At 61.7% G+C, this 22758-nt stretch carries 17 protein-coding genes and 1 pseudogene; 10 read left to right on the forward strand and 8 right to left on the reverse strand.

Annotated features, from left to right (window positions below):
- Positions 1 to 34 precede the first annotated feature (34 nt).
- The 6 genes from KJY40_RS23490 to edd all read right to left on the reverse strand — a co-directional run bounded on the left by KJY40_RS23490 (position 35) and on the right by edd (position 7868).
- Positions 35 to 1336 (reverse strand): ABC transporter substrate-binding protein, encoded by a 1302-nt coding sequence (locus KJY40_RS23490; RefSeq protein WP_230733092.1) that lies wholly within the window; start codon positions 1334 to 1336, stop codon positions 35 to 37.
- A gap of 118 nt (positions 1337 to 1454) precedes the next feature.
- A complete protein-coding gene (locus KJY40_RS23495; protein WP_230733093.1) occupies positions 1455 to 2714 on the reverse strand; it encodes a D-mannose isomerase in 1260 nt (419 codons plus the stop codon).
- A gap of 104 nt (positions 2715 to 2818) precedes the next feature.
- Positions 2819 to 4246: an ATP-binding protein gene (locus tag KJY40_RS23500; protein WP_230737749.1), complete on the reverse strand. Its 1428-nt coding sequence runs from the start codon at positions 4244 to 4246 to the stop codon at positions 2819 to 2821.
- 31 nt (positions 4247 to 4277) lie between these two features.
- A complete protein-coding gene (locus KJY40_RS23505; RefSeq protein WP_085697149.1) occupies positions 4278 to 5009 on the reverse strand; it encodes a response regulator in 732 nt (243 codons plus the stop codon).
- Between the two features lie 79 nt (positions 5010 to 5088).
- Positions 5089 to 6045: a glucokinase gene (locus KJY40_RS23510; RefSeq protein WP_230733094.1), complete on the reverse strand. Its 957-nt coding sequence runs from the start codon at positions 6043 to 6045 to the stop codon at positions 5089 to 5091.
- Complete coding sequence (edd, locus tag KJY40_RS23515) at positions 6042 to 7868, reverse strand: phosphogluconate dehydratase (protein ID WP_230733095.1); 1827 nt, start codon at positions 7866 to 7868, stop codon at positions 6042 to 6044. Before edd ends, KJY40_RS23510 begins: the two co-directional genes overlap by 4 nt.
- A 220-nt stretch (positions 7869 to 8088) precedes the next feature.
- Here edd and gap point away from each other — a divergent pair, with 220 nt between their 5' ends.
- The 9 genes and pseudogenes from gap (at position 8089) to KJY40_RS23555 (ending at position 18581) form a co-directional block, all read left to right on the forward strand.
- Complete coding sequence (gene gap, locus KJY40_RS23520) at positions 8089 to 9090, forward strand: type I glyceraldehyde-3-phosphate dehydrogenase (protein ID WP_007951174.1); 1002 nt, start codon at positions 8089 to 8091, stop codon at positions 9088 to 9090.
- A gap of 119 nt (positions 9091 to 9209) precedes the next feature.
- On the forward strand, positions 9210 to 9728 hold the full coding sequence (locus tag KJY40_RS23525; RefSeq protein ID WP_192562156.1) for an RNA polymerase sigma factor: 519 nt from the start codon (positions 9210 to 9212) through the stop codon (positions 9726 to 9728).
- Positions 9729 to 9852: 124 nt separating this feature from the next.
- On the forward strand, positions 9853 to 10818 hold the full coding sequence (locus tag KJY40_RS23530) for a FecR family protein (RefSeq protein ID WP_230733096.1): 966 nt from the start codon (positions 9853 to 9855) through the stop codon (positions 10816 to 10818).
- Between the two features lie 122 nt (positions 10819 to 10940).
- On the forward strand, positions 10941 to 13526 hold the full coding sequence (locus KJY40_RS23535) for a TonB-dependent receptor (protein WP_230733097.1): 2586 nt from the start codon (positions 10941 to 10943) through the stop codon (positions 13524 to 13526).
- Positions 13527 to 13637: 111 nt separating this feature from the next.
- Positions 13638 to 14234 (forward strand): biliverdin-producing heme oxygenase, encoded by a 597-nt coding sequence (locus tag KJY40_RS23540; protein WP_230733098.1) that lies wholly within the window; start codon positions 13638 to 13640, stop codon positions 14232 to 14234.
- A gap of 91 nt (positions 14235 to 14325) precedes the next feature.
- Positions 14326 to 14721 (forward strand): YbaN family protein, encoded by a 396-nt coding sequence (locus tag KJY40_RS23545; RefSeq protein WP_085606588.1) that lies wholly within the window; start codon positions 14326 to 14328, stop codon positions 14719 to 14721.
- A 454-nt stretch (positions 14722 to 15175) separates the two neighbouring features.
- Positions 15176 to 16183: pseudogene (locus KJY40_RS29815) on the forward strand (PDC sensor domain-containing protein); the annotation flags it as partial.
- Positions 16184 to 16285: 102 nt separating this feature from the next.
- Complete coding sequence (locus KJY40_RS29820; RefSeq protein WP_371320921.1) at positions 16286 to 17041, forward strand: methyl-accepting chemotaxis protein; 756 nt, start codon at positions 16286 to 16288, stop codon at positions 17039 to 17041.
- Positions 17042 to 17231: 190 nt separating this feature from the next.
- Positions 17232 to 18581, forward strand: a complete 1350-nt coding sequence (locus tag KJY40_RS23555) for a CoA transferase (protein WP_230733100.1) — start codon at positions 17232 to 17234, stop codon at positions 18579 to 18581.
- 13 nt (positions 18582 to 18594) lie between these two features.
- Here the strand turns inward: KJY40_RS23555 and KJY40_RS23560 are convergent, their stop codons facing one another.
- Both KJY40_RS23560 and arcD (KJY40_RS23565) read right to left on the reverse strand, forming a co-directional pair.
- Positions 18595 to 19446, reverse strand: coding sequence for a DNA-3-methyladenine glycosylase family protein (locus KJY40_RS23560; RefSeq protein ID WP_230733101.1), 852 nt, complete (start codon positions 19444 to 19446; stop codon positions 18595 to 18597).
- A complete protein-coding gene (gene arcD / locus KJY40_RS23565; protein WP_230733103.1) occupies positions 19443 to 20870 on the reverse strand; it encodes an arginine-ornithine antiporter in 1428 nt (475 codons plus the stop codon). The genes KJY40_RS23560 and arcD (KJY40_RS23565) overlap by 4 nt, the downstream gene beginning before the upstream one ends.
- 450 nt (positions 20871 to 21320) lie before the next feature.
- Between arcD (KJY40_RS23565) and arcD (KJY40_RS23570) the strand changes: the two genes are divergently transcribed.
- A complete protein-coding gene (arcD, locus tag KJY40_RS23570) occupies positions 21321 to 22748 on the forward strand; it encodes an arginine-ornithine antiporter (RefSeq protein WP_230733105.1) in 1428 nt (475 codons plus the stop codon).
- Positions 22749 to 22758 lie beyond the last annotated feature (10 nt).

Here is a 22758-nt window from a genome sequence, read left to right on the forward strand (position 1 = left end):
GCGACTTGAAGCTGGCAGCTGCTCTACGCCGGTGTTACTTGGCAGCCTTGACGGCGGTGCCGAGTTTCTTGGCAGCGTCGGCCGGGTCGGCTTTCGGGTCGTTGATGTAGTTGGTCACGACATCAAAGAACGCACCCTGCACGGCCAGCGTGGTCGCCATGTTGTGCGCCATGCTCGGTTGCAGGCCGCCGTTCTTGGCGTCTGCCAGGAAGTCCTTGGCAGCGGTCTGGGCGCAGGAGTCGAAACCGTACTTGCCCATGTCGGCGAGCATGTCGTTACGCACCGGGATCGAGCCCTTGTTGATGCTGAAGACTTTCTGGAAGTTTTCACCCAGCACGACTTTGGCGATGTCCTGCTGACCGGCCGCGGTGCCCGCGTCCTTCTGCTTGAACACGGCCAGCGAGTCGATGTTGTAGGTGAACGCCTTGTCGGTGCCCGGGAACGCTACGCACTCGTAGTCCTTGCCGGCGACTTTCTTGGCGGCGGTCCATTCGGACTTGGCCCAGTCACCCATGATCTGCATGCCGGCCTTGCCGTTGATGACCTTGGCCGCTTCCAGGTTCCAGTCCTGGCCTTTGCCGTCCTGGTCCATGTAGGTCGCGACTTTCTTCAGCTCGGTCAGGGCCTTGACCATTTCCGGGCCGGTCAGGGCAGCGTTGTCCAGGTCGACCAGGGCTTTCTTGTAACCATCAACGCCCATCACCGACAGCACGACCGCTTCGAACACGGTGCTGTCCTGCCAAGGCTGACCGCCGTGAGCCAGCGGAATGAAGCCCGCCGCTTTCAGCTTGTCGCCGGCGGCGTAGAATTCTTCGAGGGTGGTCGGGGCTTTGTCGATACCGGCTTTCTTGAAGACTTCCGGGTTGATCCACAGCCAGTTCACGCGGTGAATGTTCACCGGCACGGCCACGTAATCACCTTCGAACTTCACGGTGTCGGAGACTTTCTTGTCGAGCAGGCTGTCCCACTTCTCGGACTTCGAAACGTCCTTCAGCACGTCCGTGTCGAGCAGACCGGTCGACGCCCATTCCTGGATGTCCGGACCTTTGATCTGGGCAACGCCCGGCGGGTTGCCAGCTACCGCGCGGCTTTTCAGCACGGTCATGGCAGTCGCACCGCCGCCACCGGCGACAGCGCCGTCTTTCCAGGTGAAACCGTCCTTCTCGACTTGTGCCTTGAGCACATCGACGGCGGCTTTTTCGCCACCGGACGTCCACCAATGCACGACTTCCACCGAACCTTTGGATTCGGCAGCGGAAACACTCAGGGGCAGCACAGCGAGCGGGAACAGGGAGGCGACAGAAATGACAGTAGCGAGGCGAGAAATCGCATTCATCTGAGATGTACCTTTCTTGTTGTTATGCATGCAAGTCTGGTGCTTGCGCTGCACACGAGTTTAAACAGAGCGTTTCCCCTCGCAGGTAACGAAGGGACGCGCGAATGTCACCACATGGTTACACAGGAACGCTTCGGGACAGGTGTGCCAGAGCACTGGCCATGCTCGGCGCCAGCGGCAGACGCGGAATCAGCACGGCCTGCCAGGCGTGGTACAGATCCGGCTTGCCCGCCCAGATATCGGCACTTGGACGGTTCTGCGGATCGAGTTCGTGGTACCAGCTGCCGTCGCAGCGGTCGATGAAATGCGTTTCGCAAAATTCCCAGAACAGGCGATACCAGGTTTCGTACTGCGCATCGCCGGTACGCTTGAGCAAGGCACTGGCGGCAGCGCTGGCTTCGGCGTGAGTCCAGTGCAGGCGATGACGCACCACCGCTTTGTTGTTCCAGTCGAGGGTGTAGACGATGCCCGGTGCACCATCGACGTCCCAGCCATGGCGGCAGTTTTGTTCGAACAGCTTTTGCGCGTCGGTGGCCAGCCAGCCGGGCGTGAGCATGCCGGCCTGAACCCGCGCGGCTTCAAGGTGCAGCAACAGCCGCGCCCACTCGAAACCGTGGCCCGGCGTGGTGCCGTAGGGACGGAAACCGTCGGCGGGATTGTCGTGGTTGTACTCGCGCAGCGGCTGCCAGTTTCGGTCGAAATGCTCGATCACCAGGTAATCGTTGGCGGCAGCGTGACCGTGAATCACCCGTTCGACGATGCGTTGCGCACGCACCAGCCAGCGCGGGTCTTCGGTGACATCGGCCAGCGCGAGGAAGGCTTCAGTGGCGTGCATGTTGCTGTTGGCGCCGCGATAGGCTTCCTCTTCGCGCCAGTCGCGGTTGAAGAATTCGCGCATGGCGCCCTCTTCCTCACTCCAGAACCAGGTGTCGATGATGTCGATGGCGTCATCCAGCAATGCCTGAGCACCGGGGCGTTGCGCGACCACCGCGGAACTGGCCGCGAGCGCAACGAAAGCATGCAGATAAGCGTTTTTGCCGGTGTTGCCGTCACGGTGTTCGGCGACAGCGAACCAGCCGCCGTGCAGCGCATCGCGCAACGGACCGCGCAGGGCCGCAATGCCGTGATCGACCAGCTCGGCGAACCCCGGCAGGCCCTGAATGTGGGCCATGGCGAAGCTGTGGGTCATGCGCGCGGTGTTCATGGTTTCGGCTTGCGCGCCGGCCTGGAGCTGGCCGCGCTCATCGAGATTGCCAAAGCCTTCGGGCAATCGCGAAGCCTTGGCGAACGCCAGCAGGCGCAGGCCTTCATCGGCGAGCCATTGCTGGTGGGCAGGGGCGTTCAGCCAACTGCTGAAGCCCGGATTGAAATGATCCATGGGTGGCCTTTTTTGTTGTTATGACTGCGGGCAGTCTAAACAACGGGCCGGGAGGGGCTTGTAACGAAGGGGGCGGGTTTTGTCACCGACCGGTGACATTCAGATCAATCCACCGAACGCGGCAATTGCAGGGTCACACGTAATCCGCCCTCCCGAAGGTTCTGCAACGTCACTTCCCCTCCATGGCTATGGGCAATGTTGCGGGCGATCCCCAAACCGAGACCGTAACCCTGCTGCTGCCCCGCCAACCGGAAGTGCGGTTCGAACACCTGCTCCAACCGCTGCTCCGGCACACCCGGGCCTTCGTCATCGACGTGCAGCACGAATGCGCTCTCATCATCATCGATATGCAAATGGGCGTTCTGCCCGTACTTCAACGCATTGTCGATCAGGTTGCCGATGCAGCGCTTGAGCGCCAGCGGCTTGCCCGGATACGCCGCCAGCGCCCGCCCCTGCTGGGTCACGCGGCCGTTGCCGTTGGGCGCCAGATACGGTTCCACCAGGCAGTCGAGCACATGGTTCAGATCCACCGGTTCGATATTTTCGTGGATGTCGGTGTCCTTCACGCATTGCAGCGCACCTTTGACCAACAGCTCCAGCTCATCCAGATCGCGGCCGAACTTGGTCTGCAACGTTTCGTCTTCCAGCAATTCAACCCGCAGTCGCAGACGGGTGATCGGCGTGCGCAAATCATGGGAAATTGCGCTGAACAATTGGCTGCGCTCGGTCAAATAACGGCTGATGCGCTCGCGCATGGTGTTGAACGCGCGCCCCACTTCCACTACTTCGCTGCCGCCGCCCTCGGCCACCGGCTCGACGTCGGCACCCAGCGACAAGTCCCGCGCCGCCCGTGCCAGACGCTTGAGCGGCCGGCTCTGCCAGTGCACCAGCAAGCCAATGAACAACAGCAGAAAACCACTGGTAAAGACGATAAACCACACCTGCTGGGTCGGCAGGCCTTGTTCTTCAAGACTGGTGTAGGGCTCGGGCAGCAGCGAGGCGATGTACAGCCATTCACCCGGCGCCAACTGAATCTGGGTCACCAGCACCGGCGGATTCACCGGTTCCAGGGTCAACGCGTAATGCGCCCACGAACGCGGCAACTCATCGAGTTTCAACCCGGCGTTGAAGATCCGCAGATCATCGGGGCTGACGAATGTCACCAGAATGTCGGTGTCCTGGCCCAGCGACTGGCGCAACACTTCATCCACCGCTTTCAGCACCGCAGCCTTGCGCGGTGTCACCGGCAGCACTTCCATGCTCAGCGGTTTGTCATTCAGCGTCACCACAAAACGCGTGCCGCCCATGCTGCGCAATTGATCGAGCACCAGCGGCCGATAGGCCACCGGCAACGAGCGGAAATAACTGACGCTGGCGGTCATCGAATGGGCGAGACTGCGGGCGCTGGTGACCAGGCCTTCGAGCTGGGTCGCTCGTAATTGGGACACCCAGATCACGCTGGACAGGGTCTGGGCGAACAACACCGCGAGCAACGTCAGCAGCAGCATCCGCCCAAGCAGCGAACGCGGCATCGGCACTTTACGCGCGATGGTGCGCAGGAACTCAGTGACCATTGCCGGCAACCACATTGGCTGCCAGCTGGTAGCCGCTGCCACGCACGGTGCGGATCAGGCGCGGCGGTTTTTCAGTGTCGCGCAGACGCTGGCGCAAACGGCTGACGGCCATGTCGACAATGCGGTCGAGGGGCATCAGGTCGCGGCCACGGGTGGCGTTGCCGATGGTGTCGCGGTCGAGAATTTCCTGGGGGTGATCGAGGAACAGTTTCAGCAGGGCGAAGTCGGCGCCAGAGAGAATCACTTCCTCGCCGTCAGTGTGAAACAGTCGATGGCTGACCATGTCCAGCCGCCACTCATCGAACGCCAGCACTTCACTGCCCCCGCGTTCCTGACCAAATTGGGCGCGACGCAGCAGGGCCTTGATCCGGGCTTGCAGTTCGCGGGGGCTGAAAGGTTTGCCGAGGTAATCGTCGGCGCCCAGCTCCAGGCCGATGACCCGGTCGGCTTCGTCGGAACTGGCGGTGAGCATGATGATCGGCACCTGAGCCTGACGCGGATGCTGGCGCACCCAGCGGCACAGGCTGAAGCCGTCTTCATCGGGCAGCATCACATCGAGGATCACCAGATCGCTCGGCGCTTCATTCAGCGCCTGACGAAAACCGGCGCCATCCGCCGTGGCCCGTACCTGAAAACCCGCGCGGGTCAGGTAGGTTTCCAGCAACTCGCGTATCTCCTGGTCGTCATCGACCAACAAAATCGACTTGTTGACTGAGCTCACTTCGAAGGCATCCTTGTTGTTGGAATTGGGCGGATTATGCCTGATGTGTCGAGGGTTCCCACGCTCGGCGTCGGAATGATCATTTACCGGATTGTTCGAGCGCCACTCCTGCACCGACGAGCCCCGAGTAAGGCGCCGTCACCAGCCACACCGGAATCCCCTTGAAGTAATCGCTCATGCAGCCCTTGTCGGCGAAGCTGCGGGCGAAACCGCTTTCGAGGAAGAAATCGGCGAAACGCGGAATCACGCCGCCCACGATGTACACCCCGCCACGGCCACCCGTGGTCAGCACGTTGTTGCCGGCCACGCGACCGAGCCAGCAGCAGAACTGTTCCAGCACTTCCAGGGCGATCGGGTCGCCTGCAAGTCCCGCGGCAGTGATGGCTTCCGGCGTATCGAGTTTCGGTTCATGACCATCCACCGCGCAGATCGCCCGGTAGACCCGCGGCAAGCCGCCGCCGCTCAACGCGGTTTCCGCGCTGACGTGACCGATTTCGTTGTAGATGTGTTGCCAGAGCTGGGTTTCACGCGGGCTGCTCAGCGGCAGATCGACGTGGCCGCCCTCGCCCGGCAACGCGGCAAACCGCCCCTCGCCGAGATCGAGCAACGTGCCGACGCCCAAACCAGTGCCCGGGCCGATCACCACTGCCGGGCGCAATGCCTCAGGCGTGCCTTCGCAGACCACGCGAAATTCGCCGGGCTGCAAACGGGTCATGCCCAGCGCCATCGCCGAGAAATCGTTGACCAGCAACAACTGTTCGACCTGCAAGGTCTGGCAGAAGGCCTTGCGGCTCAGGCGCCAGTGGTTGTTGGTGAACTTGAATTCATCGCCGCTTACCGGCCCCGCCACCGACAGGCACACCGAACCGATGGCGCCCGGCGCCAGACCGAGCCCGCTCAGGTAGAGGCTGATCGCCTCTTCCGGGCTGGCATGGTCGGCCGTGGCCAGCACCTGAACCGATTCGAGCTGCTGATCTTTCCACAACGCGAACCGCGCGTTGGTGCCTCCGATGTCACCGACCAAAGCCAGTTTCAATTAAGCGTCTCCAGGGCAGAAGTGAAGGCGCTGGCGCCCTGCTCCGCCGAGCTGAAGGCCAAACGCATGAAGCCAAACAGTTCGCGACCGCTGCCGATGTTGTTGCCCAACAGGCCTTTGGCGGGTTCGCGCGCTGCGAATTCGGCGGCGTCCACCTTGAGTTCCAAAGTGCCTTTGACGCCATCGACGCGGATGATATCGCCCTCTTGCACGCGCGCCAAAGCGCCGCCGACATAAGCCTCGGGGCTGACGTGAATCGCCGCCGGGATTTTCCCCGACGCGCCGGACATGCGCCCGTCCGTCACCAGCGCCACTTTGAAGCCACGATCCTGCAGCACGCCGAGGAACGGCGTCATCTTGTGCAGCTCAGGCATGCCGTTGGAACGCGGGCCCTGGAAGCGCATCACCGCGACAAAATCCTTCTCCAGCAGACCGGCCTTGAAAGCGTCCGCCAGATCCTGCTGATCCTGGAACACCATGGCTGGTGCTTCGACGATCTGGTTTTCCAGCGCGACGGCGGACACCTTCATCACGCCACGACCGAGGTTGCCTTCCATCACCCGCAAGCCGCCCTCTGCCGAGAACGCACGGGCCACCGGGCGCAGGATGTTTTCGTCGAGGCTGTCGGTCGGGCCTTCACGCCACACCAGTTTGCCGTTATCGAGGAACGGCTCCTTGGTGTACTGGCTGAGGCCGTGGCCGAGCACGGTGTTGACGTCTTCGTGCAACAGGCCGGCTTCGAGCAGTTCGCGGATCAGGAACGACATGCCACCCGCCGCCTGGAAGTGGTTGATGTCAGCCTTGCCGTTCGGATAGACGTGGCTCAGGGTCGGCACGACTTCGGAGAGGTCGGCCATGTCCTGCCAGGTCAGTTGAATGCCCGCCGCCATGGCAATGGCCGGCATGTGCAAGGTGTGGTTGGTCGAGCCGCCAGTGGCGTGCAGCGCGACGATCGAGTTGACCAGCGCCTTCTCGTCGACGATTTCGCCGATCGGCAGGAAGTTGCCGTTCTGTTTGGTCAGGCGGGTGACCTGATGCGCGGCTTCGCGGGTCAGGGCGTCACGCAGCGGCGTGTTCGGGTTGACGAACGACGCGCCCGGCAAGTGCAGGCCCATGACTTCCATCAGCAACTGGTTGGTGTTGGCGGTGCCGTAGAAAGTGCAAGTGCCCGGGCTGTGGTAGGACTTCATCTCCGATTCCAGCAGCTCTTCGCGGGTCGCCTTGCCTTCGGCGTACTTCTGCCGCACGTCGGCTTTTTCCTTGTTGGAAATCCCCGAGACCATCGGCCCGCCCGGTACGAAAATCGTCGGCAGGTGACCGAAACGCAGGGAGCCCATCATCAGGCCCGGCACGATCTTGTCGCAGATGCCGAGCATCAGCGCGCCGTCGAACATGTTGTGGGACAGCGCCACCGCCGTCGACATCGCGATCACTTCGCGGCTCGGCAGGCTCAGCTCCATGCCCGGCTCGCCCTGGGTCACGCCGTCGCACATGGCAGGCGTGCCGCCGGCGAACTGGCCGACCGAACCGATTTCGCGCAGGGCGCTCTTGATCTGTTCCGGGAAGACTTCGTAAGGCTGGTGCGCCGAGAGCATGTCGTTATATGACGAAACAATCGCGATGTTCGCCGAGTTCATCATCCGCAGGCTGTGCTTGTCTTCGCTGCCACACCCGGCCACGCCGTGGGCGAAGTTGGCGCATTGCAGTTTGCCGCGCATCGGCCCGTCAGTTGCAGCGCCGCGAATCAGCGCAAGGTAAGCCTGACGCGTGGCGCGGCTGCGGGCGATAAGCCGTTCGGTGACCTCAAGAACGCGGGGATGCATGTGTAGAACTCCAGGCTAACGGATGTGGCGACCTGATTGTCTATGCTGATCAAAGGCCCGTTCGCGTGGGATGACGAACGGTTTTCTTGATCATTCGGACCAGTTGATTCAGGTCACTCGTTGTAGATAAAACAAAATATTGCCACTAAAAAGGCTTGTTTTCTATTTTTATGCGAATAATCTTGTAATTCCAACAACAAAACGACGGCGGCGCTGTTCAATGACTCTTCGAATCGCAATCAATGGTTTTGGCCGCATCGGCCGTAATGTCCTGCGCGCACTGTATACCCAAGGCTATCGTCAGGATTTGCAGATCGTCGCCATCAACGATCTGGGCGACAGCGCGATCAATGCGCATCTGCTCAAGTACGACACCGTTCATGGCACATTCGATGCCGAAGTGGCTCATGACAACGAGAGCCTGACCGTCAACGGCGACCGCATTTCGGTCAGCGCCATCCGCAACCCGGCCGACCTGCCATGGGCCGCGGAAAAGATTGATGTGGTCTTCGAATGCACCGGTCTGTTCACCGACCGCGCCAAAGCCGCCGCGCATATTACCGCCGGCGCACGCAAAGTGATTATCTCGGCCCCGGCCAAAGGCGCCGATGCCACCGTCGTTTATGGTGTGAACCACGACATTCTGCGCCAGTCGCACCAGATCATTTCCAACGCGTCGTGCACCACCAACTGCCTCGCGCCAGTCGCGCAAGTGCTGCACCGCGAGCTGGGCATCGAAAGCGGTCTGATGACCACCATCCACGCCTACACCAACGACCAGAACCTGACCGACGTCTATCACACCGACCCGTACCGCGCGCGCTCCGCCACCCAGAACATGATCCCGAGCAAGACCGGCGCCGCCGAAGCCGTGGGCCTGGTGCTGCCGGAACTGGCCGGCAAGCTGACCGGCATGGCCGTGCGCGTGCCGGTGATCAATGTGTCGCTGGTTGACCTGACCGTGCAACTGAAGCGCGAAGCCTCGGCCGATGAAGTCAACGCACTGATGAAAGCGGCGAGCCAGCACTCGAAGATCCTCGGCTACAACACCCTGCCGCTTGTCTCGAGCGATTTCAACCACAACCCCCTGTCGTCGATCTTCGACGCCAACCACACCAAATCCAGCGGCAAACTGCTGAAAGTGCTGGCCTGGTACGACAACGAGTGGGGCTTCTCCAACCGCATGCTCGATAACTGTCTGGCGCTGTGCAACGCGGAATAAAACCGCTGCCGCCGTTTTGAGAGCGGGCAAAAGCTTTACCAACCTTTGACAAATCAACACTTGACCACTCGGGCGGATGATAAGCATTATCATTCGCCCGAAATGGATCAGGTCTTCCCGTGAGTCAATCACACTTCAATCACGTATTCCTCGCCCAGCGCACTTCGCTGCTGCGGACCCTGGAACGGATGGTCAACAACCACAGCACCGCCGAAGACCTGTTGCAGGAAACCTACCTGCGCGTCACCCGGGCGCTGAGCGAACGGGCCATCGATCACCTTGAACCCTTTGTCTTTCAGACCGCGCGCAACCTGGCGCTGGACCATTTGCGTGCGCGCAAGATTCATTCGCGCACCATGGTCGACGACGTGCCGCAGGACGTGGTGCACAGCGTCGCCGCCCCCGCCAGCAGCGCCGAAGACGCCGCGCACGCCGAACAATTGCTGGAGCGCCTGAACGTGAGCCTCGGTGAACTCAGCCCCCGCCAACAGCAGATTTTCATCCTCAGCCGCCTGCACGGGCACAGCTATCAGGAAATCGCCGAAGAACTGAGCGTCTCCCTCAGCACGGTGCAAAAAGAACTCAAACTGATCATGACCATCTGCATCGGTGTCGCCGAACGTTTGAATAGCGATTGATGTTGTAGGGCTTTTCTGTAAACCACAGGATCGACTGCACTGATCATCGGGCTTTGTTACCCTTGCCCGACTTTTACGCTTCACTAAAAAAACAGCCGTGCACAGACACTGCCGAGGAAACACCGTGACGGACACCCACCGCTCCCCTTCGCCTTCATCGGCGCAGGACGCCGCAAGCGCAATGGACCAGGCTCTGGACTGGCTCATCGTGCTCGGCAGTCCGGACGAGGAGCAGACCCGGCAATTCCATGCCTGGCTGGCGGCCGATCCGTTGAATGCCGAGGCGTTCGCCAAGGCCCAGGCGATCTGGGACGGTCCGCAGATTGCCCAGTGCGCGCAGAGCCTCGCCACGCAACCGAAGAAAGTCACCGTTCTGACTCGTTTGCGTCCGCACTGGAAACCGCTGGCCACCGCCGCTGTGCTGCTGCTCGGGCTGTTCAGTTTCAGCAACCTGCCGATGCGCTTACAGGCCGATCACCTGACCGTGGTCGGCGAGCGTCAGCGCCTGCAGCTTGAGGACGGCTCGAAAGTCCTGCTCAACACCAATTCCGCCTTCTCCAGCACGATCAACGATCAGCAACGAGTCGCTCGGCTGTATCAGGGCGAAGCGTTTTTCGAGATCCCGGCCAGCCGCAGCCAGCCACTGGAAATCGACGCTGGCCCGGTGAAAGCCAGCGTGCGCGACACCGCATTCGCCGTGCGTTATCTGGACGGCGTGGCGCAGGTGCGGGTGCAGCGCGGCGATGTCGATCTGCGGGCGACCCGTGACGATGCCCGTGTGCGTCTGTCCGCCGGGGAAAGCATCCGCATCGGCCCGAACGGTTTCGACCGCCCGGCCAAGGTTGACGCCGCCACCGATCTGGCGTGGGTGCAGGGTCGGCTGATCTTCGAGAACTGCCCGCTGAATCAGGTACTGGCCGAACTGCGCCGCTACTATCCGGGCTTCATCATCAACACCAACGAACAGTTGGCCGACGTCGCCGTCACCGGCAATTACCGTCTCGACCAGCCGCTGGACGTGGTGCGTTCGCTCGCTCACATCACCTCGGCCAAGCTTCAGGAATTCCCGGCGCTGGTGATTTTGAACTAAATGAGAATTATTTTTACTCGATAGCCAAAGCTCGTTCGTCTCGTTATAGCCAATGCAATTGATTCGCATCTCGCGAGCTCAATCAGCACCTATAAAGATTCGTGCGACACGGAGCGCTATCGATGTCCTCACGCCTTACCCGCCAGACTTCTTCCCCTTCCCGCGTGCTGTCGTTGCTGACCGCCGCCATCCTGATGGCCGGCACCGCGCCGCTGATGGCCGCCACCGAACAGCCGACGCGCAACATGGGCGACTACTCGTTCGCCATCGCCCAGCAGCCGCTGGTGTCGGCGCTCAATGCGTTCACTGCTGTCACGGGCTGGCAGGTCGGATTGCCGGCGGAACTGGGTCAGGACGTGTCGTCGCCGGGCGTGCGCGGTTCGCTGCCACCGGAAAAAGCCCTGGAGCGCCTGTTGGTGGGGACCAACCTGAGCTTCCGCAAACTGAGCAACAACAACGTTGTGCTGGAAAAACGCGCCAGCAGCGGCGCGCTTAACCTCGATCAGGTGACCATCAGCGCCACCCGCCAGGAACAGTCGGTGAACAGCGTGCCCAGCACCGTCACCGTGCACACCCGCGAAGAGCTCGACCGTAACAACGTGAACACCATCAAGGATCTGGTGCGCTACGAGCCGGGCGTGTCCGTCGGCGGCGCCGGCCAGCGCGGCGGGATCAGCGGCTACAACATTCGCGGCATCGACGGTGACCGCATCCTGACTCAGGTCGACGGCGTCGAAGTGCCGGACGGTTTTTTCAACGGCCCGTACGCCAAGACCCAACGCAACTACGTCGACCCGGAAATCATCAAACGTGTCGAAATCCTCCGTGGCCCGGCCTCGGTGCTGTACGGCAGCAACGCCATCGGTGGCGCGGTCAGCTACTACACCCTCGACCCGGACGACATCATCAAGCCCGGCAAAGACGTCGGCGCCCGCCTGAAGACCGGCTACAGCTCCGCCGACGAGAGCTGGTTGAAGTCCGCCACCGTCGCCGGTCGCGCCGACCAGTTCGACGGTTTGCTGCACTACAGCCAGCGCGACGGTCATGAAACCGATTCCTACGGCAGCAACAACGGCACCGGCCTTGAGCGCACCGCCGCCAACCCGGAAGACGTGAAGGCCACCAACGTGCTGGCCAAGATCGGCTGGAACTACAACGAAGGTTCACGCCTGGGCCTGACCTACGAAAAGTACAAGGATGATCGCGACACCGATCAGAAAAGCGCCTACGGCGGCCCGTACTTCAACGGCGCCCCGACGATCCCGAACAGCGTGCTGCCCGGCGGCATGTACCAGTGGCGCACCGGCAACGACACCATCACCCGCGAACGTTTCGGCCTGGAGCACAGCTTCGAGTTGAACAGCCTGCTGGCGGACAACGTGAAGTGGAGCCTCAACCACCAGACCGCCAAGACCGACCAGAGCACCGACGAGTTCTACTACCCGATCACCCGTAAAGTGCTGCGCACCCGCGACACGATCTACGAAGAGAAACAGTGGGTGTTCGACGCACAACTGGACAAGGCCTTCGCCATCGGTGACACCGATCACGTGCTGACCTACGGCACCACCATCAAGCAACAGAAAGTCACCGGCTCGCGCAGCGGCGACGGCAAGTGCCTGGCGGTCGGTCGCGGCTGCACCGCCATCGGCGCCACCAGCGCGACCGACGTGCTGAAGAAGTCCAGCGACTTCCCGGACCCGACCATCAACACCTACAGCCTGTTCGCCCAGGATCAGATCAGCTGGAACAACTGGACCTTCCTGCCGGGCCTGCGCTACGACTACACCCAACTCAAGCCGCACATCACTCAGGAATTCCTCAACACCGTGGCCGCCGACGGCCAAGGTACGGTCAGCGACGAGAACAAGACCTGGCATAAAGTCTCGCCGAAATTCGGCCTGACCTACGCCCTGACCGAAAACTACACCTGGTACGGTCAGTACGCCGAAGGCTTCCGCACACCGACCGCGAAAGCGCTTTACGGCCGCTTCGAGAACAGCACCACCGGCTACAACGTGGCGCCGAACCCGGACCTGGAACCGGAAAAAAGCAAAAGCTATGAAACCGGCCTGCGCGGCAACTTCGAGCAAGGCTCATTCGACGTGGCGGTGTTCTATAACAAGTACCGCGATTTCATCAACGAAGACGCCGTCACCCCGGGCTACAGCGAGCTGACGTTCCAGACCAACAACATCAAGCACGCCACCATCAAGGGTGCTGAAGTCAAAGGTCGTCTGAACCTCGACGCCTTCGGCGCGCCGCAAGGCCTGTACACCCAGGGCTCGATTGCCTACGCCTACGGTCGCAACAACGACACGGGCGAGCCGCTCAACAGTGTCAACCCGTTGACCGGCGTGTTCGGCCTCGGTTATGACCAGGACAACTACGGCGGTCTGCTGAGCTGGACCGTGGTCAAGAAGAAGGATCGCGTCGACGACAGCAACTTCAAGTCGCCAGACGGCGTCAGCAGCCAGTTCAAGTCGCCGGGCTTCGGCATCCTTGACCTGACCGGGTTCTATAAAGTCACCGACGACGTTACCGTCAGCGGCGGCATCTACAACCTGACCGACAAGAAGTACTGGCTGTGGGATGACGTGCGTGGTTACGACAGCGTCGGCGAAGCCGCGGTGCTGAGCCCGGCCAACCTCGATCGCCTGACCCAGCCGGGTCGCAACTTCGCGATCAACCTGGTCTGGGATATCTGATCCGGATGACCTCACGGCGCGCGTGCATTGCCGCGTCGTGAGGTTTTTTTACTGTCCGGCGCTTGCCCGTACGTCTCGTTATCAAGCGCCTCTTCTTTTCAAGGACATCTCATGAGCACCCCGGAAAAAGCCCTGCGTTCGCAACGCCTGAACCAGATCACCCACGAGCCGCACAGCAAGCTCGATGCACTGGTCAAGGCCCACGCGCCGTTCGAGACCCGCGCCAACTTCGCCCGCTTCGTGGTCGCGCAGTACCTGTTCCAGTCGGAGCTGGTGTCGCTGTACAACGATGCCGAACTGACCGCCATCGTCCCTGACCTGCCGGCCCGCTGCCGCGCCGAAGCGGCAGAGGCCGACCTCGCCGACCTCGACACCGAAGTGCCTGCGCCAGTCGCCGGCGCGGTGAAAAACCCGAGCAAGGCCCGCGCCCTGGGCTGGATCTTCGTCTCTGAAGGTTCCAAGCTCGGCGCTGCGTTCCTGATCAAACGCGCGGTGGCGCTGGAGCTGAGTGAAACCTTCGGCGCCCGTCACCTGGGCGAGCCTGAGGGTGGTCGCGCCGAAGGCTGGAAGAGCTTCGTGCGCACCCTCGACTCGCTGCAATTCAGTGCTGAAGAGGAAGCCGAAGTGGAGCAAGGCGCGATCGATGCGTTCAACCGCTTCACCGTGCTGCTGGAACAGGCTTACTCGACTGAAGCCGAACCGGCCTGATTGCTGAATCCCTGTGGAAGCCTGGCTTCCACAGGGAACTGCATAAGCCTGTAAGATTCCCATCCCGCTTCATAAGCCTCTCGCTGAGCCCATGCCCCAACCCGCCTCCTCCCGACTCGCCCGCCTGCTGTTCGGCCTGCTCGCCTATGTCAGTCTCGGCATCGGCCTGATCGCCATCGTCGTGCCCGGCCTGCCGACCACCGAGTTCATCCTGCTCGCCGCCTGGGCCGCGACCCGCAGTTCGCCGCGCCTGAGTGCCTGGCTGGAAAACCATCGTCTGTTCGGCCCGATCCTGAGCAACTGGCGCAACGGCAAGATCATCGCCCGCAAGGCCAAGGTCAGCGCCACGGTCAGCATGCTGCTGTGCGCCACGCTGATGCTGGTGATGCTCGATCACGGCTGGCCGATTTATCTGGCGATTGCAGGGATGACCATGGGCAACCTGTGGATCTGGTCGCGACCGGAAGCACTGCCGAAGATTTCCTGATTTTTCCCTTGTTTTCAGGGCATTTACCCGCGCAAACGTTTAGCCATGACCGTTCGTCGGCATGCGGCTCATGCGCTTTCGCCCCGCGCCGATGTTGATTGAATGGCGCTGAATGGATTTGGCGAACCGGGCACCTCCCCTGCCCCGTAGCCAACAGCTCATTCATTCGCGAGAACATCCCATGTTCGACTCTCTGTCCATCCGCCTGAAAATCGTCCTGCTGTCCGGCCTGTGCCTGCTCGGCGTGGTCGCGCTGATCGTCGGCATTAACATCTACCAGACCAACCGGAACGACGAACTGGTCAGCCAGTCGAGCAGCAAGATGCTCACCGCCAGCGTGCAGGATCTGCTGCAGGCCAAGGCTGCCGAACAGGCAGTGCAAGTGCAGAAAACCTTCGGCGAAAGCCTGTTGGTGATCACCGCGCTGGCCGATCAGATCAAGGACATGCGCGTCATGGCCGCCAAGCGTTCGCTGGACGCCGGCGCCCTGCGTGAAGAATTGAACCTGAGCCTGAAGACCGCGTTCGAGCGCAACAGCAAGGTGCTCGGCATCTGGCTGGCCTTCGAACCGAACGGTCTGGACGGCAAGGACAGCGAGTTCGTCAACGACGCCGCACGCCAGTCCAACGAGGCCGGACGCTTCGCCACCTACTGGAGCCGCGCCGCCGGTTCGTCGCTGAACACGATCATGGTCGAGGAAGACATGACCAAGACCACCCTCAGTGTCAGCGGCACACCCTACAACAGCTGGTACACCTGCCCTCGCGACAACAAGCGTACCTGCCTGCTCGACCCGTACGCGGATACCGTGGGCGGCAAGGAAATGCTCATGACCACCATTTCCGTGCCACTGCTGTTGGACGGCAAGGCCATCGGCGTGGTCGGCATCGACATCGCACTCGATACGCTGCAAGCGGCGGCCGTGGGTTCCCAACGCGAACTGTTCAACGGTGCCGGGCACATGCTGATCGTCTCCGGCAGCGGCGTGCTGGGTGCCTACAGCACCGACGCGACCAAGGTTGGCAAAGGCATCGCCGAAACCCTCGGCGCCGAAGGCAAGGACATCCTGCAACTGCTGAGCGCCGGCACGCCGAAGATTCTCGAACAGGGCGACGTGATCCGCGCCGTGTATCCGGTCAACCCGATTGCCGACTCCAAGGCCTGGGGTGTGGTCATCGACCTGCCGAAACAAGTGCTGCTGGCCGACTCGGTCAAGCTCCAGGCAGTGCTCGACGACGCGCAGCAAACCGGCACGATTACCGCGTTGGCGGTGGCCGTGATCGCCGGCCTGATCGGTCTGCTGCTGATCTGGCTCACCGCCTCCGGTGTGACCCGTCCGATCAACAGCGTTGCTGAGATGCTGAAAAACATCGCCAGCGGCGAAGGCGACCTGACCCAGCGCCTGAACTACACCAAGCAGGATGAACTGGGCGAACTGGTGAACTGGTTCAACCGCTTCCTCGACAAGCTGCAACCGACCATCGCCCAGATCAAACAGAGCATCACCGAGGCCCGTGGCACCGCCGATCAGTCGTCGGAAATCGCCCGCCAGACCAGCGAAGGCATGCAGGTGCAGTTCCGCGAGATCGATCAGGTGGCCACCGCGTCCAACGAAATGAGCGCCACTGCTCACGACGTCGCCAACAGCGCCTCGAACGCTGCCAACGCGGCGAAAGGCGCCGACCAGTCGGCCAAGGACGGGATGTCGATCATCGAGCGCAGCACCCGCGACATCAATCAACTGGCCGACGAGGTCAGCAAAGCGGTGACCGAGGTTGAAGAGCTGGCAGTCAACAGCGAGCAGATCGGTTCGGTGCTGGAAGTGATCCGCAGCATCGCCGAACAGACCAACCTGCTGGCGCTGAACGCCGCAATCGAAGCGGCCCGGGCCGGTGAAAGCGGCCGTGGTTTTGCGGTGGTGGCCGACGAAGTCCGAAACCTCGCCAAGCGCACCCAGGATTCGGTGGAAGAAATCCGCGTGGTCATCGAACGCATCCAGACCGGCACCCGTGGCGTGGTCGCGACCATGCATTCGAGCCAGACCCAGGCGCACAACAACGCCGGGCAGATCCGCCAGGCCGTGGACGCCCTCGGCAAGATCAGCGACGCGGTCACCGTGATCAGCGACATGAACCTGCAGATCGCCAGCGCCGCCGAACAGCAAAGCGCCGTCGCCGAAGAGGTCAACCGCAACGTCTCGGCGATCCGCACCGTTACCGAAACCCTGACCGAACAGGCCACCGAATCGGCGGCGATCAGCAGCCAGCTCAACGCCCTGGCCAGCCAGCAGATGAAATTGATGGATCAGTTCCGCGTCTGAAAATCACCACTGCTTCCCTGTGGGAGCGGGCTTGCTCGCGAAGGCGGTGTGTCAGCCACATCAATGTTTAATGACGCACCGCTTTCGCGAGCAAGCCCGCTCCCACAGGGGCCAGTGCTCGTACCAGAGCTTTCATCTGCCCAAACTTTGTTTTGCACTATCATCGCCCTCTCGTTCCGGAGGGCCTTCGATGACCGATCTGCTCACGTCCATTCAAGCCGCGCTCGGCTTGTCCCGCACGCCGATTCCGTTCACCGCCGAGGGCGCCCTGCCTTCGGCGTTTGCCGTCACCGACCTTGCCTGCGCGAGCATTGCCGCGGCCGGGCAAGCCGTCGCCGAACTCCTTCAGCAGCAAACCGGCGACTTGCCCACTGTAGAAGTCGACCGGCGTCTTGCGTCGTTCTGGTTCGCCACGTCGCTGCGACCGATCGGCTGGGAAGTGCCGCCGCTGTGGGATCCGGTGGCCGGCGACTACGCAACCCGAGACGGCTGGATCCGCCTGCACACCAATGCCCCGCATCACCGCGCCGCCGCTGAAAGTGTGCTCGGCGCCTGTGCCGACCGCGCAGCGATGGCGGCGAAAGTCGCGCAATGGGCCAGTGCCGATCTGGAGCAAGCGGTGGTCGAGGCCAAGGGCTGTGCGGCTGAAATGCGCAGTTGGGAACAGTGGCAAAAACATCCGCAAGGGTTGGCGGTGAATGCCGAACCCTTGGTGCATTTCAGTGATGAGAAAGACGAAAGCCATCAACCCTGGCAAGGCTCGGTGACGCAGCCATTGGCCGGACTCAAGGTGCTCGACCTGACCCGCGTACTGGCCGGCCCGACCGCCAGCCGTTTTCTCGCAGGGCTGGGCGCCAATGTGCTGCGCATCGACCCGCCGACCTGGAACGAACCCGGCGTGGTGCCCGAAGTAACCCTCGGCAAACGTTGTGCGCGACTGGATCTCCACCAACCCGCAGATCGTTCGGTGTTTGAAAGCCTGCTCAAGGATGCCGACATTCTGCTGCACGGCTATCGCGCCGACGCCCTTGAACATCTCGGCTTCGGCGTCGAACGCCGCCGGCAACTGGCGCCGGGGCTGATCGACGTTTGCCTCAACGCCTACGGCTGGAGCGGCCCGTGGCAGAACCGTCGGGGCTTCGACAGCCTGGTGCAGATGAGCAGCGGGATTGCCGAGGCCGGACAGCGCTGGAAGCAAGCGGACAAACCGACACCGCTGCCGGTGCAGGCGCTGGATCATGCGACGGGGTATCTGATGGCGGCGAGTGCGATCCGGTTGCTGGCTGAACGGTTACGCAGTGGTCGAGGTGGATCGGCACGGTTGTCGCTGGCGCGGACGGCGAAGCTGTTGATTGAGCATGGGCCGGGGACGGACGAAATGTTGCGTCCGGAAAATCCACAGGATCAAAGCTCGCTGGTGGAACAGACACCTTGGGGGCCGGCGCATCGGCTACAAGCGCCGCTTCGTATCGAAGGAACGCCGTTGCAGTGGACTTTGCCGGCGACCGAGTTGGGCTCACATCCAGCGCAATGGTTTTGAAGGCGTGCGGAAATCAATCCGCACGACTCAAAGACGCCCACAACACCTGAGCCGCGTACCCCCGAAATGGCCGCCAGGCCTCAGCGCGGGCAGACAATTCCCGCGCCGTCATCCGCTCCCCTTGCAGCACTTCCAGTGCCCGCAGCAATCCCACATCCCCGGTCGGAAACCCGTCCATGTCCCGCAACTGGCGCAGGGCAATGTACTGCGCCGTCCAGTCGCCGATCCCGTGCAGCGCCAGCAACCGCGCCGTCCCGGAAGCAAACAGCAGCGGATCCTCCAGCGACGCCTGCGCCACCCCGGACAAGGTGCGTCCGCGACTTTTCGGCATGCCCAACGCCGCCAGATCAGCGCTCGCCAAAACGGTGGCCCGAGGAAAAACGTGAGTCAGGCCCGGCACTGAAGAACGCAAAGGCTCGCCATACTGCGCCACCAGTTTCCCCGCCAGCCGAATCGCCGCGACCACGGTGATCTGCTGCCCCAGCACCGCCTGAAACGCCAACTCCAAACCATCCCATGCCCCCGGCACCCGCAACCCCGGACGCTCGGCGATCAGCCGCGCCAGCAGCGGATCCGCCGCCAGATGCCGCTGCATCGTGAGTAGATCCACATCCAGATCAAACATCCGTCGCAAGCGCACAACAATCTCGGGAACCGCCGACGGATCCGGGAAATCCAGTTCCACCTCCAGCGCACCACCGTCACCGGGCCAGACCGAAACCGTGCCGTGAAGCCCGTTCAACCCGATGCTGCGCGAATACACGCCATCGACCACCGTCTCCATTCCCGTCACCGCCCGGGCCGCGAGAAACCCGAGCATCGCCGGCCAGTCACAGGATCCCTGATAGTCGAGCCGCAATCTCACAGGGACAACACGCCGCTGTACAACCCGTAGGCCGCGAGCCCGGCCCCGGCGATGACGCAGGTGAAAATCCCCTTCTCGAGCGTGGTGAACAATGGCTCGCCCTGCTCATGCTTGGCCTTGGCGAACAGGATCACCCCCGGCGCATACAGCAGCGCCGACAGCAGCAGGTATTTCACCCCGCCGGCATACAACAGCCACACCGCGTAACACAGGGCGATGCCACCGATCAGCAGATCCTTGGTGCGTTCGGCGGAGGCATGTTCATAGGTTTCGCCTCGCCCGCTGAGCAATACCGCATAGGCCGCCGACCACAGATACGGCACCAGAATCATCGACGAGGCGAGGTAAATCAGGCTGGTGTAAGTGCCGGCGGAAAACAGCGTGATCAGCAGGAAAATCTGGATCATCACGTTGGTCAGCCACAACGCATTGACCGGCACATGGTTGGCGTTTTCCTTTTTCAGGAACGCCGGCATCGTATTGTCTTTGGCGGTCGCGAACAGGATCTCCGCGCACAACAGCGCCCACGACAACAACGCACCAAGCAACGAAATGGCCAGGCCCACGCTGATCAGCAACGCGCCCCATGGCCCGACGATGTGTTCCAGCACGGCGGCCAGCGACGGGTTCTGCAAGGTCGCCAGTTCCGGCTGACTCATGATGCCGAGCGACAGCACATTGACCAGCACCAGCAGCGCCAGCACACCGATAAAACCGATCACCGTGGCCCGGCCCACATCCGTGCGCTTCTCCGCCCGGGCCGAGTAAACGCTGGCGCCTTCGATACCGATGAACACGAACACGGTGACCAGCATCATGTTGCGCACCTGATCCATCACGCCGCCGAAATTCGGGTTGCTGCGGCCCCAGATATCACGGGTAAACACGTCCGCCTTGAACGCCACGGCGGCAATGATCACGAACATGATCAGCGGAATGATCTTGGCCACGGTGGTCAACTGATTGATCAACGCGGCTTCCTTGATCCCGCGCATCACCAGAAAGTGCACGGCCCACAGCAACACCGAAGCGCAGCCGATGGCAATCGGCGTGTTGCCCTGACCGAACACCGGAAAGAAGTAGCCGAGAGTGCTGAACAGCAAGACGAAATACCCGACGTTGCCCAGCCAGGCGCTGATCCAGTAACCCCACGCGGAAGAAAACCCCATGTAGTCGCCAAACCCGGCCTTGGCGTAGGCATACACGCCGGAGTCCAGTTCCGGTTTGCGGTTGGCCAGGGTCTGGAACACAAAGGCCAGGGTGAGCATGCCGATCGCCGTGATGCCCCAGCCGATCAGAATGGCGCCGGCATCGGCGCGGGCCGCCATGTTCTGCGGCAGGGAAAAAATCCCCCCGCCAATCATCGAACCCACCACCAGGGCGATCAGTGCGCCAAGGCGCAGCTTTTGCGTCGGTTGCGACATTCCAGCGTCTCCAAGTTCCAGAGCGGCGAACGCCGCGAAACCGTTATGCAACCGGCTTTTAACTAAATGGATAAAGCGTAATGACGTTTATTGAATAACGCCAACTTGCGCCCTTTATATATAGCCATTGGCGCTAACGCCCTAGCACGTTCAGACAGTTTTGTGCGCGAATCCTGATAAATCAATTCTGTACTGAAAACAGCGGCGAAAAATTTGCCAAAACCTGAAAAGGAACTAGCGTGATAATTCGAAAGTAATAGGATCCATTCTTAACCACTTTGGACAAAAGGCCTCTAGGACGGGCTTTCCAGACAATAGCTTTATGCCTCCAGACGTTTCATAAGTCATTCATTAACAATGGAATGTGACTATGCACTGATCTAAGTCAGCTGTTTGAAAAGCCAACAGAACTACGCTGTGAACTCTTCTCTCCTGCAATGGAGTCATGCAATGTCTGAAGCTCCCGGAAAACTACGACTAGGTGCACTGGTTGCACTGGTAGTCGGTTCAATGATCGGTGGCGGGATATTCTCTTTGCCACAAAACATGGCCGCCAGTGCCGACGTCGGCGCGGTACTGATTGGCTGGGCCATCACCGCTGTCGGCATGCTCACCCTCGCTTTCGTCTTTCAAACCCTCGCCAATCGCAAGCCTGACCTGGACGGCGGTGTCTACGCCTACGCCAAGGCCGGATTCGGCGATTACATGGGTTTCTCCTCGGCCTGGGGTTACTGGATCAGTGCCTGGCTGGGCAACGTCGGTTACTTCGTTCTGCTGTTCAGCACCCTCGGGTATTTCTTTCCGATTTTTGGGGAGGGCAACACCGTTGCGGCAGTGATCGGCGCCTCTGTCCTGTTGTGGGGCGTGCACTTCCTGGTGCTACGCGGGATCAAGGAAGCGGCGTTCATCAACCTCGTAACCACCGTCGCCAAGGTCGTGCCGCTGCTGCTGTTCGTGCTGATCGCGGTCTTCGCCTTCAAACTGGACATCTTCACCGCCGACATCTGGGGCGTGAAAAACCCGGATCTGGGCAGCGTGATGAACCAGGTGCGCAACATGATGCTGGTCACCGTGTGGGTGTTCATCGGCATCGAAGGCGCGAGCATCTTCTCGGCCCGGGCGGAAAAACGTTCGGACGTCGGCAAGGCGACCGTGATCGGGTTCATCACCGTGCTGCTGTTCCTGGTGCTGGTGAACGTGCTGTCGCTGGGCATCATGACTCAGCCGGAACTGGCCAAACTGCAGAACCCGTCGATGGCCGCCGTGCTGGAACACGTGGTCGGTCACTGGGGCGCGGTGCTGATCAGCGTCGGTCTGATCATCTCGCTGCTGGGGGCGTTGCTGTCGTGGGTGCTGCTGTGTGCGGAGATCATGTTCGCCGCTGCCAAAGACCACACCATGCCGGAGTTCCTGCGCAAGGAAAACGCCAACCACGTACCGGTCAACGCCCTGTGGCTGACCAACGCGATGGTGCAGTTGTTCCTGATCATCACCCTGTTCTCGGCCAGTACTTACCTGTCGCTGATCTACCTCGCCACTTCGATGATTCTGGTGCCGTACCTGTGGTCGGCGGCCTACGCCCTGCTGCTGGCGGTGCGCGGCGAAAGCTACGAAGGCTTCGCGGCCGAACGGCGCAAGGACCTGATCATCGGCGCCATCGCCCTGATCTATGCGGTGTGGCTGCTCTACGCCGGCGGCGTGAAGTATCTGCTGCTGTCGGCCCTGCTCTATGCCCCCGGCGCGATCCTGTTCGCCAAGGCCAAGCTCGAACTCAAACAACCGGTTTTCACCAACGTCGAGAAGCTGATTTTCGCCGCAGTGGTCGTGGGCGCCCTCGTGGCCGCCTACGGACTGTATGACGGCTTCCTGACTCTGTAATTGCCCAACG

Origin of the sequence: Pseudomonas fitomaticsae, from assembly GCF_021018765.1 — a bacterium.
Classification (GTDB): Bacteria; Pseudomonadota; Gammaproteobacteria; order Pseudomonadales; family Pseudomonadaceae; genus Aquipseudomonas; species Aquipseudomonas fitomaticsae.

Bases quoted from the DNA above. Each gene is read 5' to 3' on its own strand.
- KJY40_RS23555 (WP_230733100.1), top strand. From the start codon at position 17,232: ATGACCGATCTGCTCACGTCCATTCAAGCCGCGCTCGGCTTGTCCCGC.
- KJY40_RS23495 (WP_230733093.1), bottom strand. From the start codon at position 2,714: ATGGATCATTTCAATCCGGGCTTCAGCAGTTGGCTGAACGCCCCTGCC.
- arcD (WP_230733105.1), top strand. From the start codon at position 21,321: ATGTCTGAAGCTCCCGGAAAACTACGACTAGGTGCACTGGTTGCACTG.
- edd (WP_230733095.1), bottom strand. From the start codon at position 7,868: ATGCATCCCCGCGTTCTTGAGGTCACCGAACGGCTTATCGCCCGCAGC.
- KJY40_RS23500 (WP_230737749.1), bottom strand. From the start codon at position 4,246: ATGCCGCGTTCGCTGCTTGGGCGGATGCTGCTGCTGACGTTGCTCGCG.
- arcD (WP_230733103.1), bottom strand. From the start codon at position 20,870: ATGTCGCAACCGACGCAAAAGCTGCGCCTTGGCGCACTGATCGCCCTG.
- KJY40_RS23535 (WP_230733097.1), top strand. From the start codon at position 10,941: ATGTCCTCACGCCTTACCCGCCAGACTTCTTCCCCTTCCCGCGTGCTG.
- KJY40_RS29820 (WP_371320921.1), top strand. From the start codon at position 16,286: ATGCAGGTGCAGTTCCGCGAGATCGATCAGGTGGCCACCGCGTCCAAC.
- gap (WP_007951174.1), top strand. From the start codon at position 8,089: ATGACTCTTCGAATCGCAATCAATGGTTTTGGCCGCATCGGCCGTAAT.
- KJY40_RS23490 (WP_230733092.1), bottom strand. From the start codon at position 1,336: ATGAATGCGATTTCTCGCCTCGCTACTGTCATTTCTGTCGCCTCCCTG.
- KJY40_RS23540 (WP_230733098.1), top strand. From the start codon at position 13,638: ATGAGCACCCCGGAAAAAGCCCTGCGTTCGCAACGCCTGAACCAGATC.
- KJY40_RS23545 (WP_085606588.1), top strand. From the start codon at position 14,326: ATGCCCCAACCCGCCTCCTCCCGACTCGCCCGCCTGCTGTTCGGCCTG.